This window comes from Gordonia sp. w5E2, from assembly GCF_036540975.1.
Classification (GTDB): domain Bacteria; phylum Actinomycetota; class Actinomycetes; order Mycobacteriales; family Mycobacteriaceae; genus Gordonia; species Gordonia jacobaea.
This window is the reverse complement of record NZ_CP144213.1, coordinates 2,274,187-2,288,220: the sequence shown is the minus strand read 5'-3', so window position 1 is coordinate 2,288,220 and position 14,034 is coordinate 2,274,187. Positions and strand designations below refer to the sequence as shown.

Annotated in this window: 14 protein-coding genes; 4 read left to right on the top strand and 10 right to left on the bottom strand. The window is 66.5% G+C overall.

Annotated features, from left to right (window positions below):
- Nucleotides 1–85: 85 nt before the first annotated feature.
- From nusB to RND64_RS10435, 4 genes are all read right to left on the bottom strand, one after another.
- Nucleotides 86–550, bottom strand: a complete 465-nt coding sequence (gene nusB / locus RND64_RS10450) for a transcription antitermination factor NusB (RefSeq protein ID WP_049697273.1) — start codon at nucleotides 548–550, stop codon at nucleotides 86–88.
- 30 nt (nucleotides 551–580) lie between these two features.
- Entirely contained in the window at nucleotides 581–1,144 is a 564-nt protein-coding gene (gene efp / locus RND64_RS10445; RefSeq protein WP_049697272.1) for an elongation factor P, read from the bottom strand.
- 66 nt (nucleotides 1,145–1,210) lie between these two features.
- The gene (locus RND64_RS10440; RefSeq protein ID WP_049697271.1) at nucleotides 1,211–2,326 is read right to left on the bottom strand and encodes a M24 family metallopeptidase; all 1,116 of its coding nucleotides are present in this window, start codon (nucleotides 2,324–2,326) and stop codon (nucleotides 1,211–1,213) included.
- Nucleotides 2,327–2,382: 56 nt separating this feature from the next.
- Entirely contained in the window at nucleotides 2,383–4,155 is a 1,773-nt protein-coding gene (locus RND64_RS10435) for a bifunctional sugar phosphate isomerase/epimerase/4-hydroxyphenylpyruvate dioxygenase family protein (protein WP_331436627.1), read from the bottom strand.
- Between the two features lie 77 nt (nucleotides 4,156–4,232).
- Between RND64_RS10435 and RND64_RS10430 the strand changes: the two genes are divergently transcribed.
- The 4 genes from RND64_RS10430 to RND64_RS10415 all read left to right on the top strand — a co-directional run bounded on the left by RND64_RS10430 (nucleotide 4,233) and on the right by RND64_RS10415 (nucleotide 7,933).
- The gene (locus RND64_RS10430; protein WP_331436626.1) at nucleotides 4,233–4,877 is read left to right on the top strand and encodes a TetR/AcrR family transcriptional regulator; all 645 of its coding nucleotides are present in this window, start codon (nucleotides 4,233–4,235) and stop codon (nucleotides 4,875–4,877) included.
- 141 nt (nucleotides 4,878–5,018) lie between these two features.
- Nucleotides 5,019–5,891: a shikimate dehydrogenase gene (locus tag RND64_RS10425; protein WP_331436625.1), complete on the top strand. Its 873-nt coding sequence runs from the start codon at nucleotides 5,019–5,021 to the stop codon at nucleotides 5,889–5,891.
- A 43-nt stretch (nucleotides 5,892–5,934) separates the two neighbouring features.
- Entirely contained in the window at nucleotides 5,935–7,287 is a 1,353-nt protein-coding gene (locus tag RND64_RS10420; protein ID WP_331436624.1) for an MFS transporter, read from the top strand.
- A 97-nt stretch (nucleotides 7,288–7,384) separates the two neighbouring features.
- Entirely contained in the window at nucleotides 7,385–7,933 is a 549-nt protein-coding gene (locus tag RND64_RS10415) for a B-4DMT family transporter (protein ID WP_331436666.1), read from the top strand.
- A gap of 15 nt (nucleotides 7,934–7,948) precedes the next feature.
- Here RND64_RS10415 and aroB read toward each other — a convergent pair whose 3' ends face one another.
- From aroB to mltG, 6 genes are all read right to left on the bottom strand, one after another.
- A complete protein-coding gene (aroB, locus tag RND64_RS10410; RefSeq protein ID WP_064870789.1) occupies nucleotides 7,949–9,055 on the bottom strand; it encodes a 3-dehydroquinate synthase in 1,107 nt (368 codons plus the stop codon).
- On the bottom strand, nucleotides 9,052–9,546 hold the full coding sequence (locus RND64_RS10405) for a shikimate kinase (protein ID WP_197494645.1): 495 nt from the start codon (nucleotides 9,544–9,546) through the stop codon (nucleotides 9,052–9,054). The genes aroB and RND64_RS10405 overlap by 4 nt, the downstream gene beginning before the upstream one ends.
- 62 nt (nucleotides 9,547–9,608) lie before the next feature.
- The gene (aroC, locus tag RND64_RS10400; RefSeq protein ID WP_049697263.1) at nucleotides 9,609–10,817 is read right to left on the bottom strand and encodes a chorismate synthase; all 1,209 of its coding nucleotides are present in this window, start codon (nucleotides 10,815–10,817) and stop codon (nucleotides 9,609–9,611) included.
- 31 nt (nucleotides 10,818–10,848) lie between these two features.
- Entirely contained in the window at nucleotides 10,849–11,235 is a 387-nt protein-coding gene (locus RND64_RS10395; protein WP_049697262.1) for a prepilin peptidase, read from the bottom strand.
- Nucleotides 11,236–11,342: 107 nt separating this feature from the next.
- Nucleotides 11,343–12,200 carry a shikimate dehydrogenase gene (locus RND64_RS10390; RefSeq protein ID WP_331436623.1) on the bottom strand — a complete coding sequence of 286 codons (858 nt, stop codon included), beginning with the start codon at nucleotides 12,198–12,200 and terminating at the stop codon, nucleotides 11,343–11,345.
- A gap of 4 nt (nucleotides 12,201–12,204) precedes the next feature.
- Entirely contained in the window at nucleotides 12,205–14,001 is a 1,797-nt protein-coding gene (mltG, locus tag RND64_RS10385) for an endolytic transglycosylase MltG (protein ID WP_442903970.1), read from the bottom strand.
- Nucleotides 14,002–14,034: the final 33 nt, after the last annotated feature.

Genomic DNA, 14,034 nt, shown 5'->3' with positions numbered 1-14,034 from the left:
TGGACCTCCTTCTCCGCCTCACTGGACGGATCGTTAAAGGATGTCTGTCGCCGAATACTCTACACGCCGGTAGGCATCGGGCTGTTCAGCCCTGCCCGTCGGACCCGGCCGCCTGCGCTGCCCGCACCTGCGGGGCGAGCTCGGCGATCTTTGCCAACACACCGTTGACGAACGCGGGTGAGTCGTCGGTGGACAGTTCCTTGGCCAATTCGACGGCCTCGTCGACGATCACGATCGGATCGACGTCGGTCGAGTTGAAGAGCTCCCACGTCGCGAGACGGAGAATCGCACGGTCGACGGCGGGAAGCCGCTCCAGGGTCCAGCCCTTCAGATGCGACGCAACGACGGAGTCGATCTGCGTCTGATCGTCGGCCAGTCCCTCGATCACCGTCGCGGTGTAGTCGTGGATCTCGCCGACGCTCTCGTCGTCGCGTACGAACTCGCGCCGTTCCGCGACGAGCTGCGCGGGGCTGACCTGCTTGGCCTCAGCCTCGAACAACAGGTCCACTGCGCGCCGGCGAGCCTTGTGCCGGGTTCCGGGTTGCTTCACTGATCTACCTTCGTTGACCGAGATTGGTGATCAGCTGTTGACGCGGCCGAGGTAGTTGCCGTCGCGCGAGTCGATCTTCAGCTTGTCGCCGGTGTTGATGAACAGCGGCACCTGGATCTCGGTGCCGGTCTCGACCGTGGCCGGCTTGGTGCCGCCGGTCGACCGGTCGCCCTGCAGGCCCGGGTCGGTGTGCGTGACGGTGAGCTCGACGGTGACCGGGAGCTCGACGAAGAGCGGCTGACCCTCGTTCAGGGAAACCTGGACGGTCATGTTCTCGAGCAGGAAGCGCGCACCGTCGCCGACGGTCTCCGGCGCGATCGGGTACTGCTCGTAGTCCTGGGCGTCCATGAAGACGTAGTCGGTGCCGTCGTTGTACAGGAACTGCATGTCGCGACGGTCGACGGTCGCGGTCTCGACCTTGACGCCCGCGTTGAACGTCTTGTCGACGGTCTTACCGCTGAGCACGTTCTTGATCTTCGTACGCACGAACGCAGGCCCCTTGCCGGGCTTGACGTGCTGGAACTCCAGGATCTGCCAAAGCTGGTTGTCCATGCGGAGTACGAGACCGTTCTTGAAATCGGCGGTGGTCGCCATGAATCAGTTCCTCAATCTTCTACGTCGGTATGTGTGCATCTCCTGCGCATCGGGGTGCGCGGGCCGTCAGATGACGGTAAAGGTCTTGTCGGTGGTGGTCAGCAGGTCGGGCTCGCCATCTGTGACGATGAGCGTGTCCTCGATCCGGACGCCACCTCTTCCGGGGAGGTAGACACCGGGCTCCACAGTCACCGCTGCGCCGGAAGGTAGTGTACCCGTCGCCAGTTTTCCGATGCCGGGCGCTTCGTGGATCTCGAGTCCGACGCCGTGGCCGAGTCCGTGGACGTACTGGTCCCCGTAACCCGCGTCGTCGATGACCGACCTCGCAGCGGCGTCGATCGACCTCAGGTCGGCACCCGCTTTCAGCGCCTCACGGCCCGCGGTCTGTGCCGTCAAGACCAGGTCGTAGATCTCTCGCTGCCAGTCCGCAGCGCGCGCGAGCACATAGGTGCGGGTCATGTCCGAGTGGTAGCCGCCTGCGACCGCCCCGAAGTCGATCTTCACGAAGTCACCGTCGGCGAGCACCGCCGACGTCGGGCGATGATGCGGGATCGCCGAGTTGGCACCGGCCGCGACGATGGTCTCGAAGGAGATCTCGTCGGCGCCGTGCCGGAACATCGCGTTCTCGAGCGCGCGTGCCACCTCGCGTTCGGTCGCGCCGGCGCGGATCACGCCGTCGGAGATGATCTCGGCGAGCGCTACGTCGCCGATGGCACACGCACGCCGCAGCAGTTCGACCTCTGCGTCGTCTTTGACCTCACGCAACTCGGCGACGAGGCCGGTCCGTCCGACGAGTTCGCTCCCCTGCGCGAGACCACCTGTCAGATTCGCGTGGGTCGCAACGGTGAGGATGTCCGACTCGAAGCCGACCCGCGACGCCCCCGATACGAGCGCGGCTCCGACGAGCTCTTCGGTGCAGTTGCGCGCGATGACAGCGACGAGGTCGCCCGATTGCTCGGCGACCTGTGTGATGTAGCGCCCATCCGTGCAGATGCGGTCGCCGTCGCTGCCCGCGGCGGAGATCGACAGCGCGGCGTTCGAGCCCGTGAACCCGCTCAGGTAGCGGATGTTGGTGAGATCGGAGACCACGAAGACGTCGACGGGTTCGGGGCCGGTCGAGATCAGTGCACGAAAACGCTCGCGACGACGCGCGAATTCATCGGGCAACGGAGCTGTGAGCATGCCACTCACGCTACTCGGAGGGCCGCGGCGTCACTGCTGCGCGGCGAGCCCCGGCGTCAGTGCTGTGCGGCGAGCCGCACGGGTGCGTTGTCGATGCCGTATCCGTCGTAGGCGTCGAACCGTTGGACGAATTCGAAGAAGACCCGGCCCACCGTGCGGGTATAGAAGTGCAGCAGGTAGCCGCCGGCCGGATCGGAGCTGCGGTCGTAAAGCACGCCGAGTTCGCGCAGGCGCGCCAGCAGATCCTCGGCGACACCGAAGCGCCCGCGAACGTAGTCGTAGTAGTTGTCCGGGACACGCAGGAACTGCAGGCCGGCGTCGTGTGCGCGACGCGCGAGTCCGAGCACGTCATCGCAGGCGAACGCGACATGCTGCGCGATCGCCTCGGAGTCGAGGACGTGCGGTGCGACGTTGAGCGGAACCCGGACGGCACCGTCCGCAGAGCGCAGCACCTGGCTGCGGATCAACCCGCGCGGTCCTGGCACTTCGACCGGGTCGTCGGCGTCGAGACCGAACACGCTCATCAAGAAGAGCCGTGCGTCGTCGGCGGTCTCCCACTGCTGGGTGAGGTTGACGTGGTCGATCGCGCGAATCGTCGTGCTTGTCGTCGGCAGTCCGTCGTCGAACTCGTCGACCCAGCGGGGCGAGTCGGCGGTCGCGCCCGTCCAGAAGACCTCGGTGCCGCCGGGCACGACCGTCGTGCCGAACGCGTGCTCCGACGCGTGTGTGCGCCGATTGACCGCAGGCGCACCGAGGATCGAGGCGCGTCTGCTCACCGCGTCCGGGTCGGATACCTGGAGTCCGATGGCCGCGATGTGCGGCGACTCGTCGCGCGCCTGTTGCTCGTTGAGAACCACTCGCGCGTGACCCGCCGTCCACAACGTGACCGGCTTGCTGCGATGTCGGCCGCGGCCGACGAAGCCAAGCTGGTGCAACATGGCCTCGACCTCGCGGGTGTCCTCGGATTTGATCTCGACGAAGTCGAATCCTGTCGGGGGCTTGGGATCCGGGATGTCGATCAGGTCGAGCCGATCCTGCAACCACAGCAGCGACCGATGCGCGTGCGCCGCCGTCGGTACGGGGTCGGTCTGTCGGAACGTGTCATTGAAGACCTCCAACGACAGCGGGCCGGTGTATCCGGCAGCCAGGACATGACCGACGAAGTCCTCGAGATCGAACGCGCCTTCGCCGGGGAACAGGCGATGGTGCCGACTCCACGACAACACGTCCATGGACAGTGCCGGGGCGTCGGCGAGTTGGAGAAAGAAGATCTTCTCCCCCGGGATCGCTCGGATCGCCGACGGATCGTGCCCGCGCGAGAGCACGTGAAAACTGTCGAGGCACAGGCCGACTGCCGGATGGTCGGCGAGCTCGACGATGCGCCATGAACGCCGGTAGTCGTCGACGAACCGTCCCCAGGCGAGGGCTTCGAAGGCGATGCGAAGGCCGTGTCCGGCCGCGAGATCGCCGACGCGTCGGAGCTGATCGGCGGACACCGCGTCATCGTCGATCGTTGCGGTGGCGACATTGCTGCACACGAGGACCGTGTCGATACCCAGTCGCGCAGCGGTGGCGAATGTCGCGTCCGCGCGTCGCAGATTGTCGGCGAATCTCGCCTCGCTGACACCTTCGATGTCGCGTAGCGGCTGATACAGGTACAGCGCCAGCCCGAGCCTGTGTGCGAGAGCTCGAATCTCCTCCGGGGACTGGTCTGCGGCGATCAGATCGGGCTCGAAGATCTCCACGCCGTCGAACCCCGCGTCGGCGCACGCGTGCAGTTTCTCGACGAGTGAGCCAGACACCGAGACGGTCGCAATCGAGGTCTTCATCACATCAATGTACCAATTGGTACATTGCGGTGGCAATGGTTCGTCATGGACAGACACCTCGCAAGTAAGCTCCCACCGTGGCCGCCAAGCCGAAATCCGAACTCCAGCGCGATCCCGAGCGCACGCGTGCAGAACTGCTCGACATTGCCACCGAGGTCTTCGCCGAGTCGGGATACTCGGGCGCCCGTGTGGACGAGATCGCCGAACGCACGCGCACCACCAAACGGATGATCTACTACTACTTCGGCGGCAAAGAGGGCCTCTACCTGGCGGTTCTGGACCGGGCGTACCGAGGAATCCGTCAGGCGGAACAGAAGTTGCGCGTCGACCACGCCGATCCGATCGAGGCGATCCGACGACTCGCCGAAGTCACCTTCGACCATCACATCGACAACGACGACTTCATCCGCCTGGTCTCGATCGAGAACATCCATCGTGGTGACTTCATCCGGAGACTCACCGACCTCCCGCAGTTGAGCGCGCCCGCGACGTCGCTCCTCGACGAAATACTCGCCGACGGTCGTGCAGCCGGCCTGTTCCGGACCGACGTCAGTGCACTCGATGTCCACCTGGTGATCAGCTCGTACTGCGTGTTCCAGGTGGCCAATCGCTACACGTTCGGCTACCTCTTCGACGTCGATCTGACCGAGACGTCGCACCGCGCTCACCTGCGCAGAATGATCGGCGACGTCGTCGTCGGATGGCTCACGACCACCGCCTGAACCACTTCCCTGAGTAAGGCCCCGTCGGGACCCTCTGCGTCTTCTTGTGCGATTCCAATCACACGAAACTGTTGACGAGACGCAGCGCACAGTGCTCTACTCGATTGCGAACGTACTAGTTCGTACATTATGGAGCAGCTCATGGAACCTTCCGAGACCAGCTATCTGGTCGGACTCATCGGCACCGGCGTCGGACCGTCGTTGACCCCGGCGATGCACATGGCCGAGGGCCGCGCGTTCGGCCTCGACTACAGCTACCGGCCGATCGACCTCGCCGCGGCGGGCATCTCCCCCGATCGCATCGGCGAGGTGCTGTCCTGGGCCCGCGCGCTCGGATTCGACGCGGTCAACGTCACCCATCCGTGCAAGCAGTTGGTCATGGCGCATCTCGACCATGTCGATCCCGTCGCGGCGACACTCGGCGCGGTGAACACCGTCCTGTTCACCGACGACGGCGACGTCGGATACAACACCGACACAACGGGATTCGCGCACGGCTTCACCGAGGGTCTGCCCGACGCCGACCTCGCCGACGTCGTACTTGTCGGCGCGGGCGGTGCGGGAACGGCGGTCGCGGACGCGCTACTGCGGCTCGGTGCCGCCCATCTCACCGTCGTCGACCTCGACGTCGACCGTGCCGGAGCCCTCGCACACGACCTCGCCACCCGCCACCCACTGCCGAGTGTCGACGCCGCGGCGTTCGACAAGCTGCCCGCACTGCTTCCGGAGAGTTCCGGCGTCGTCCACGCGACGCCGACTGGAATGGCCGAGCATCCCGGCATCGCGTTCGACGCCGGGCTGCTGCGGCCCGACCTCTGGGTCGCCGACATCGTCTACCGCCCCCTCGACACCGCGCTGCTTCAGGCCGCGCGTGCGGTGGGCGCACCAACCCTCGACGGAGGCCACATGGCCGTCTACCAGGCCGTCGACGCATTCGCGCTGATCACCGGGCTGCACCCGGATGCCGATCGAATGACCCGTCACTTCCGCCAACTCGTCGCAAACGCGTCCTGACCGCCCTGCCACCAGGCACAATCGCACCAGAGGAGTACCCAACATGACCACCACCGAATCCGACGGCACCGGAGCCGTCGGGAAACGCACACCACGACACGCCGCACTCGCGGGTTTCATGGGCAGTGCGGTCGAGTATTACGACTTCTTCCTCTTCGGCTCCGCCGCAGCGCTGATCTTCCCGCATGTGTTCTTCCCGTCGGACGACAACGCGGCGCTGGTGATGTCGTTCGCCACGTTCGGTGTCGCCTACATCGCGCGCCCGATCGGAGCGCTGATCCTCGGCCATTTCGGTGATCGCATCGGTCGCCAGCGCGTACTGATGTTCACACTCTTGCTGATGGGCGTGTCGACGTTCGTCATCGGGTGTCTGCCGACCTTCGATCAGATCGGCTGGCTCGCGCCAACCCTGCTCGTGATCTGTCGTCTGCTCCAGGGGTTCTCCGCAGCAGGTGAACAGGCAGGCGCCAGCTCGTTGGCACTCGAGCACGCGCCCGACCACCGTCGTGCGTTTTTCACGTCGTGGACGCTGACCGGAACCCAGGGCGGACTCATCCTGGCCTCGCTCGTGCTGATCCCCTTCATGGCACTTCCCGACGACGCGAAGTATTCGTGGGGCTGGCGTGTTCCGTTCTGGCTGTCGGCCGTCGTGGTTCTCGTCGCCTTCTTCATCCGACGTCGACTGCACGAGACACCGCAATTCACCGAGGCCCGCGAATCCGGCGACATCGCACGCATGCCACTGGTACCCCTGATGCGCGACCACTGGCGTGATGTAGCGCGAGTCGTGTTGTGCGCCTTCATCGCAGCGGTCTCGACAGTCTTCGCCAATCTCGCTCTCGCCTACGGCAAGCACGTCGGACTCGACGCCGGGCTCACCCTGTGGCTCGTGGTCGTCGCCAATATCGGCGCGTTGATCACGCAGCCGCTCTTCGGAGCCCTCGCCGACCGCATCGGACGCAAGCCCGTCTTTATCTACGGCGCGCTCTCGTCGGCCATCCTGATGCCCTTCTACATGCTCTCGATGAGTCAGGGCAATCATCTGCTGACCTTCGTGCTCGCCGTGCTCACCTTCTCGTTCGGGTATGCGGCTGCCAACGCCGTGTGGCCCGCCTTCTACGGCGAGATGTTCTCCACCCGGGTCCGTTTCTCCGGCCTCGCCATCGGCACGCAGCTCGGATTCCTCATGGCGGGCTTCGCCCCGTCGATCGTGACCGCACTGGGAGGCGTCGGAGACGGCGGCTGGGTGGTGATCAGCATCTTCACCGCGGCCATCTGCCTGATCGCGGCTGCGGCCGCGCTCACCGCCCGCGAGACCAAGGATGTCGCGACCGACGACCTCGGAGCCGCGCCGGTGGCGGCGACACCCCGCAGCGCCACGGCGCTCGCGGCCTGACATCGCAACGATTTCCCGCGCGGGAGTGGGGTGGCGAACCACGCCACTCCACTCCCGCGTGTTCGAGATCACGCTACCCATGAGTATGCTGTCGGCCATGGTGTCCTGGTTGCTGCGCGGTGTCGTCATGACCGCGGTCCACGTCGTCGCTCGTATTCTCCTCGGTATCGCAGTCGTTCAATCACCACTTCACTCGACGGCATGGAAGACCATCGCGGTCGCTGCGGTTGTCTTCATTGCGCTGGTCTGGGGCGGTTTCGACGGTATCCGCGACGCCCGGGCACACCCCGACCCCGACGACTACGACGACCTCACGATCCGTTGGCTCAAGGCAGGCGTCTTCGCGGGCCTGTTGTCGTGCCTGATCTGCTGGATTCTCGGCACCATCGGTGTTCAGGGAATCAGCGAGTCGAGCTTCTTCATCGAGATCATCGCCGGCGGCTCGTTCATCGCGCTTCTCATCTTCTTCCCGGCGTTCTTCGGCGCGTCCATCGGCCGCTGGCTCACCCGGCGTGACCAGCGCAAAGAGCAACGACGTCTCGACGACGAATCCAACCGCGAGACTTCCGACCGCGACGACGACACCGCCGTTATCGAGCGCACCGACGACCGCAGAGTCGCGAACTCGGGCGCCGATCCGGCCTGATCGGTATCCGCGAGATCAGAGCAGTGTGGTACCCGCGGTCGGACGCTCCGACGCGATAGCCGAGTAGGCCGCGACCAGCAGGCTCGGATCGGGACCCTCGAGCCTGCCCGGCTTGGCCAGCCCGTCGAGTACGACGAACCGCAGGACACCCGACCGGTTCTTCTTGTCGCCCGACATCCCGTCCAGCAGATCGGGAAACGCGTCGGCGTCGTAGGTGGTCGGCAATCCGACGAGTTCGAGGATGCTCCGATGGCGATCGGCCGTCTCGTCGTCGAGTCGTCCTGCGAGCCGCGCCAGTTCGGCGACATAGACCAATCCGACGGCCACGGCGGCGCCGTGACGCCACCGGTAGCGTTCGCGACGCTCGATCGCGTGCCCCATCGTGTGTCCGTAGTTCAAGATCTCGCGCAGTGACGACTCTTTGAGGTCGGCCGAGACGACGTCGGCCTTCACCTGGACCGAACGTCGGATCAGCTCCGGTAGCACCGGACCGGTCGGGTCGGTGGCAGCCGCGGGATCGGCCTCGATGATGTCGAGGATGGTGGGATCAGCGATGAATCCGGTCTTGATGACCTCGGCGAGGCCCGCGATGATCTCGTTGCGCGGCACCGTCTCCAACGTGGCGATGTCGATGAGCACGGCGTCGGGTTCGTGGAACGAGCCGACGAGGTTCTTGCCCGCGTCGGTGTTGATGCCGGTTTTGCCACCGACCGCGGCGTCGACCATGGCGAGCAGCGTCGTCGGAATGTGGATCACACCGATTCCGCGCATCCAGGTGGCGGCAACGAAACCGGCGAGATCGGTTGCCGCTCCCCCGCCGAGCGCGATGACCTTGTCGTTGCGCTTGAGGCCGATTCGCCCGAAGACGTCCCAGCAGAATGCGGCGACCGACAGGTCCTTACCTGCCTCGGCATCGGGGATCTCTACGCGATGCGCATCGAAACCCTTGTCCGCCAAGAACTCTCGTACCTGCTCTGCCGTCTGCGCGAGTGTCGGCTGATACAGCACGGCGATCCGGTCGGCGCCTGCGGCGGCCTGCGCGACCTCGTCGAGCAGTCCGCGCCCGATGACGACGTCGTAGGGCGACGCCCCGTCGACTCTGATCGAGATCGGCTCGGTCATGAGGTTCTCCCTGCTGTCAGTTCGTCGGCCAACGCCAGAATGATCAGATCGGCGACGGCGTCGGGGTCGCCGTGCGCATCGACCTCGACGCCCGCCACCGCCGAGTACGTGTCCTCGCGTTCTGCGAGCAGAGAGCGGTAGCGCTCTGCCGGATCGTCTGAGGCCAGGAGCGGGCGATCCGACTCGCGGACCCTGGCGAATCCCGACTCCGCGCTGACGCGCAGGTAGAAGACACGATGCGTATCGAGGGCCGCACGCACGTCCGCGGTGGTGACCGCACCTCCGCCGAGGGCGACGATGCCGCCGTGCGTCGCGAGTACATCGGCGACGACGTCGGCTTCGAGTTCCCTGAACTTCTCGGGGCCATCGGCGACGAAGATGTCCGGGATGGAGCGGCCGGTTCGTCGCACGATCTCGTGGTCGGTGTCGATGAAGTCGACGCCGAGCCTGTCGGCGAGCAACCGGCCGACGGTCGACTTACCCGCACCCATGAACCCGACGAGTACGGCCGCGGGCTTGTTCGTCGATGTCACGCCCGCTGCCGCAGGAGTGTTCACGACCGCGCTCCGCGCTGCGCGACGCGCTTGAGGTATCCGGCCAGGTTGTCGGAGGTCTCGGTCGCCGAATCGCCACCGAACTTCTCGAGAGCAGCCTGCGCGACAACGAGCGCGACCATCGACTCGGCGACGACACCCGCCGCGGGCACAGCGACGACGTCGGAACGCTGGTGGATGGCCTGCGCCTGCTCACCGGTCGCCATGTCGATGGTCGAGAGTGCGCGCGGCACCGTCGAAATGGGCTTCATGGCGACGCGAACGCGGATATCCTCGCCGTTCGTCATGCCGCCCTCGAGGCCGCCCGCGCGGTTGGTCGAGCGGAGTACGCCGTCGGGCCCGGGCACCATCTCGTCGTGCGCGGCGCTACCACGACGACGTGCGGTCTCGAAGCCGTCGCCGACCTCGACACCCTTGATGGCCTGGATACCCATCAGCGCGCCCGCCAGCCGCGAATCGAGACGGGTCTCGCCGCTGACATGGGAACCGAGCCCCACAGGGACACCGGTCGCGACGATCTCGACGACGCCGCCGAGTGTGTCGCCCTCTTTCTTCGCGGTCTCGATCTCCGCGATCATCGATTCCTCGGCGGCCTTGTCGAAGGCACGCACCGGGCTCTCGTCGATCGCCGTGAGGTCCGAAATCGTCGGCGGCGGACCGACATACGGGGTGCTGCCACCGATCGAGATCACGTGCGAGATCACCTCGATCCCGAAAACCTGACGCAGGAAGTTGCGCGCGACCGTACCTGCCGCGACGCGCGCGGCGGTCTCGCGGGCGCTCGCGCGCTCGAGCACCGGCCGAGCGTCGTCGAATCCGTACTTGAGCATGCCGGAGTAGTCGGCATGACCCGGCCGGGGTCGGGTCAGCGCGGCGTTGCGCGCGCTGCCCTCGAGCTCTGCGGGGTCGACGGGATCGGCGGCCATCACGGTCTCCCACTTGGGCCACTCGCTATTGGCGATCTCGATCGCCACCGGCCCTCCGAGCGTCAGCCCGTGCCGCACACCCCCGAGCACACTCACCTTGTCGGCCTCGAACTTCATGCGCGCACCACGCCCGTAGCCGAGCCTGCGGCGTGCGAGTTGTTCGGCGATGTCGGTCGAGGTGATCTCCACCCCGGCGACCATGCCTTCGACAATGGCAACAAGGGCCGGGCCATGAGACTCTCCGGCGGTTATCCAGCGCAACACAAGGATCAATTGTTCCATGTGACGGCGGCGACACCCCAACCACGTCTTCTCATCCCGAGCCGGCCACGAACAGCGTCGCACCCGAGGCGATCATCGGCGGCCCGTGCGGCCAGCGCTGCCGCCCTCGTCGCGTCAGCAGCCCGAGTACCTGAGCCGCGAGCACCATCAGCAACGCCGACGCCGGGTCGGCGAGCATGCCGCCGAGCACGAGCGCCAACTTCACGTCGCCACCACCGCAGAGACCGGCCAGCCACCCCACGAGGTAGGGACCTGCGGCAGCGACCGCTGCGAGCGCGATGGACGGCCGCACGCAGCACGAGACCCCGACTGCGACGAGACCTGGCCACAGCAGCACGGTCGGCAGCCGCGAGGTGCGACGGTCGATGTCGGCGAGCGCGACGAGCCACAGCGCAACCACGCAGCCGACGAGTTCCATGCACGACAGTCTCGGCGACGCGGCGCGATCCGACGTCCCGCGGCCGACATGTGCGGCGAACCTGTGGACAGGGCTGTGTCTGGGGAGGGAACAGGGCTGGGGAGGGATCAGTCGAGCGCCGCGGCCATCGCCGCACGCGGTGCGACACGTCCCGTGAACTGCTCCACCTGGCTGTAGGCCTGATTCAGCAACATCACCAGACCCCCGACAACGCGCCCCCCGCTCGCCGACACGGCGTCGGCCAGCGGCGTCGGCCACGGGTTGTAGATCACGTCGACGAGCGCGCGCGTGTGCGTGAGCGAGTCGATGATCGGCTCGACCGCCGCGGCGGGGACCGTCGATACGACGACGCCCGCGTCTGCGCTCGCGTCGAGGAGTTCTGGGGACGGGCGAAACGGGAGGAAGCGCACGTCGAGATCGAGTCGCTGCGCGAGGTCGACCACGTCGGACGCGCGTGACTCGTCGCGCGCGACCACCGTCAGTGCACCGAATCCGGCCTCTGCGAGGGCGGCAACGCTCGGTAGCGCGGTTCCACCTGCCCCGACGAGAACCGCGTGCGGGTGCTGCGACGCCGCGACGTCGACCTCCCGCAGGGCACCGATCATGCCGTCGATGTCGGTGCAGTCGGCGCGCCAACCGGTCTCGGTGCGCACCAGGGTGTTCGCCGAACCCACGAGGACTGCCCGCTCGGTGCGTTCGTCCGCGACCTCGAGTGCGACACGCTTGCCGGGCATGGTGACCGACAGACCCACCCATTCAGGTGAGAGCTCGCCCACCAGGTCGGGAAGCCGACGCTCGCCGCATTCGATCCGCTCGTAGGTCCAGTCGTCGAGGCCCAGCGAGCGGTAGGCCGCGAGATGCAGGTCGGGTGAGCGCGAATGCGAGACGGGCGAGCCGAGGACCGCGGCGCGGCGTCCAACCGCGCCACCGACGGGAGCGCGCCGCGGTGGAGGTGTCAGATCCATCGACTCAACTACACCCGGTGGTCAGGAGCTTGTTGTCGCACGCCTGCTCACGGTTGCGTTTGTGCTGGTCGAAGGTGTCGGCGAACAGCGTCGTACCCTCGCGGTCGACGGTGACGAAGTAGAGCCAGTTGCCGTCCTCCGGATGCTCGGTCGCCTCGAGCGCGCGCTCGCCGACCGCTCCGATCGGCGTCGCCGGGAGCCCCTTCATCTGATAGGTGTTCCACGCGTTGTCTGACTTGTACGCCTCACCGTCGAGGTCGATGTTGGTCACCGTCGCGGTGTAGTTGGCGGTCGAGTCCATCTCGAGACGCTGGTCTTTGTCGAGGCGATTGAGGATCACCCGCGCGACCTTGGCGTAGTCGTCTGGCTTGGCGACCTCGCGCTCGACAACAGACGCCGACACCAAGGTCTGGTACGGCGTCAGACCCGAGTCGTTGGAGCCCTGATCGCTCAGGCCCCACTGCGCGAAACGCTGCGCACTCTGCGAGATCAACTGCTGCAGGATCTGTGTTGCCGACATGTGCGGGTCGATCGTCTCCCACGTTCCGGGAGCGATCAGCCCCTCGATCCGCCGGTGATCACCATTGAGTTTCTCGACGTCGGCCACCGCCCAATCGGGAACACCGAGTTCCTGCGCGGAGGTGCCTGCTGCCGCCTTCTGCAGGTCGTCGACCGATACCCCGACCTTCTGTCCGTTGACGGTGACGGATGTGGCGTCGGAGATCATCTGGAAGATGCCGGGCGTCGTCTTGCCGTCGGCACCCTTCTTCGTGTCGAGCTGCAGACCCTCCGGAACCACGACCCGACCGACCCGGTGCGTCGTCCCATCGGTCAGCATCTGCACTGCTGTCGACGCGGGGATCTCGGTGCGCAGCTTGTAGTAGCCGCCCGAAATCGCCTGTCCATCAGCAGCATTGATGAATGCGCGCTGACTGCCGACGACGTTGTCGTCTGCGAGGATTCGCCCGAAATCCTTCAGCGTGGAGTTCTGCGGAATGTCGACGATCACGTCGCCGGTACCCGCGGCGTTGGTGTAGTCCTTGCGCGAGTCGAGCATGCCCGCCGCCCGCAATCCGTAGTAGCCGACCCCGACAACAGCGACCAGCATGATGGCGATGACCGCTGCGAGCACGGTTCGTCGCTTACGTCGCCTGCGTCGCGATTCGGGAGTGTGGGCGCGAACCCTCCCCCTGCGCGTCGGCGAGATCGGCTGGTCGTGGTCTATCGAGTCGTACGACTCGTCGGTCTCGATCGACTCGAGTGCGACGCCTGCGCTCTGGTAGTCGCGCGTTTCGTACGAGTCCGGTGAGACCGGCGTCCTCGACGCCACCGGGGCTTCGACCGGAGTCGGCTCGACCGGTGCGGTGTCGAGTTGCTTGTCGACGGGAGGCGTCGGCGCGATCCGTTGTGGACGGGCGCGACGCGGTGCGGCCATGTGGAAGGTGTCCACCGGCTCGACGTCGGAGGCCGGTTCCGGACGGCGCACGGGCCGATCAGCCGGCCGCGGCGTCGTGGCGGGGGCCTGTGGCGCACGCGGCACCGGACGCGGAGCACGACCCTCTGCGACGTTCCGCGTCGGCTGCGGCGCCTGCGCGCCGTCGGGTCGCGGTCGTTCGGATCTCGGGGTGTCGGTTCGGACTACCGGTATCTGTCCCGTGGTGCCGGTGCGCCGACGCCGATGTCGGTTGTGCGGCTTACCATCGGCCGGCTGGGTGAAGTACCGGAGTCGCTCGAGATCGAGACCTTCGGTAGGGTGATCAGAGGCTTCACGATGACGATTCCGATGCCGTTCGTCGGTCACCGAACGTCCCCTCCCTCACATCGAACGGCTCGC

Bases quoted from the DNA above. Each gene is read 5' to 3' on its own strand.
- RND64_RS10440 (WP_049697271.1), bottom strand. From the start codon at position 2,326: ATGCTCACAGCTCCGTTGCCCGATGAATTCGCGCGTCGTCGCGAGCGT.
- RND64_RS10435 (WP_331436627.1), bottom strand. From the start codon at position 4,155: ATGAAGACCTCGATTGCGACCGTCTCGGTGTCTGGCTCACTCGTCGAG.
- aroC (WP_049697263.1), bottom strand. From the start codon at position 10,817: ATGGAACAATTGATCCTTGTGTTGCGCTGGATAACCGCCGGAGAGTCT.
- efp (WP_049697272.1), bottom strand. From the start codon at position 1,144: ATGGCGACCACCGCCGATTTCAAGAACGGTCTCGTACTCCGCATGGAC.
- aroB (WP_064870789.1), bottom strand. From the start codon at position 9,055: ATGACCGAGCCGATCTCGATCAGAGTCGACGGGGCGTCGCCCTACGAC.
- RND64_RS10420 (WP_331436624.1), top strand. From the start codon at position 5,935: ATGACCACCACCGAATCCGACGGCACCGGAGCCGTCGGGAAACGCACA.
- RND64_RS10390 (WP_331436623.1), bottom strand. From the start codon at position 12,200: ATGGATCTGACACCTCCACCGCGGCGCGCTCCCGTCGGTGGCGCGGTT.
- RND64_RS10425 (WP_331436625.1), top strand. From the start codon at position 5,019: ATGGAACCTTCCGAGACCAGCTATCTGGTCGGACTCATCGGCACCGGC.
- RND64_RS10405 (WP_197494645.1), bottom strand. From the start codon at position 9,546: ATGGGTGCGGGTAAGTCGACCGTCGGCCGGTTGCTCGCCGACAGGCTC.
- RND64_RS10395 (WP_049697262.1), bottom strand. From the start codon at position 11,235: ATGGAACTCGTCGGCTGCGTGGTTGCGCTGTGGCTCGTCGCGCTCGCC.
- RND64_RS10415 (WP_331436666.1), top strand. From the start codon at position 7,385: ATGGTGTCCTGGTTGCTGCGCGGTGTCGTCATGACCGCGGTCCACGTC.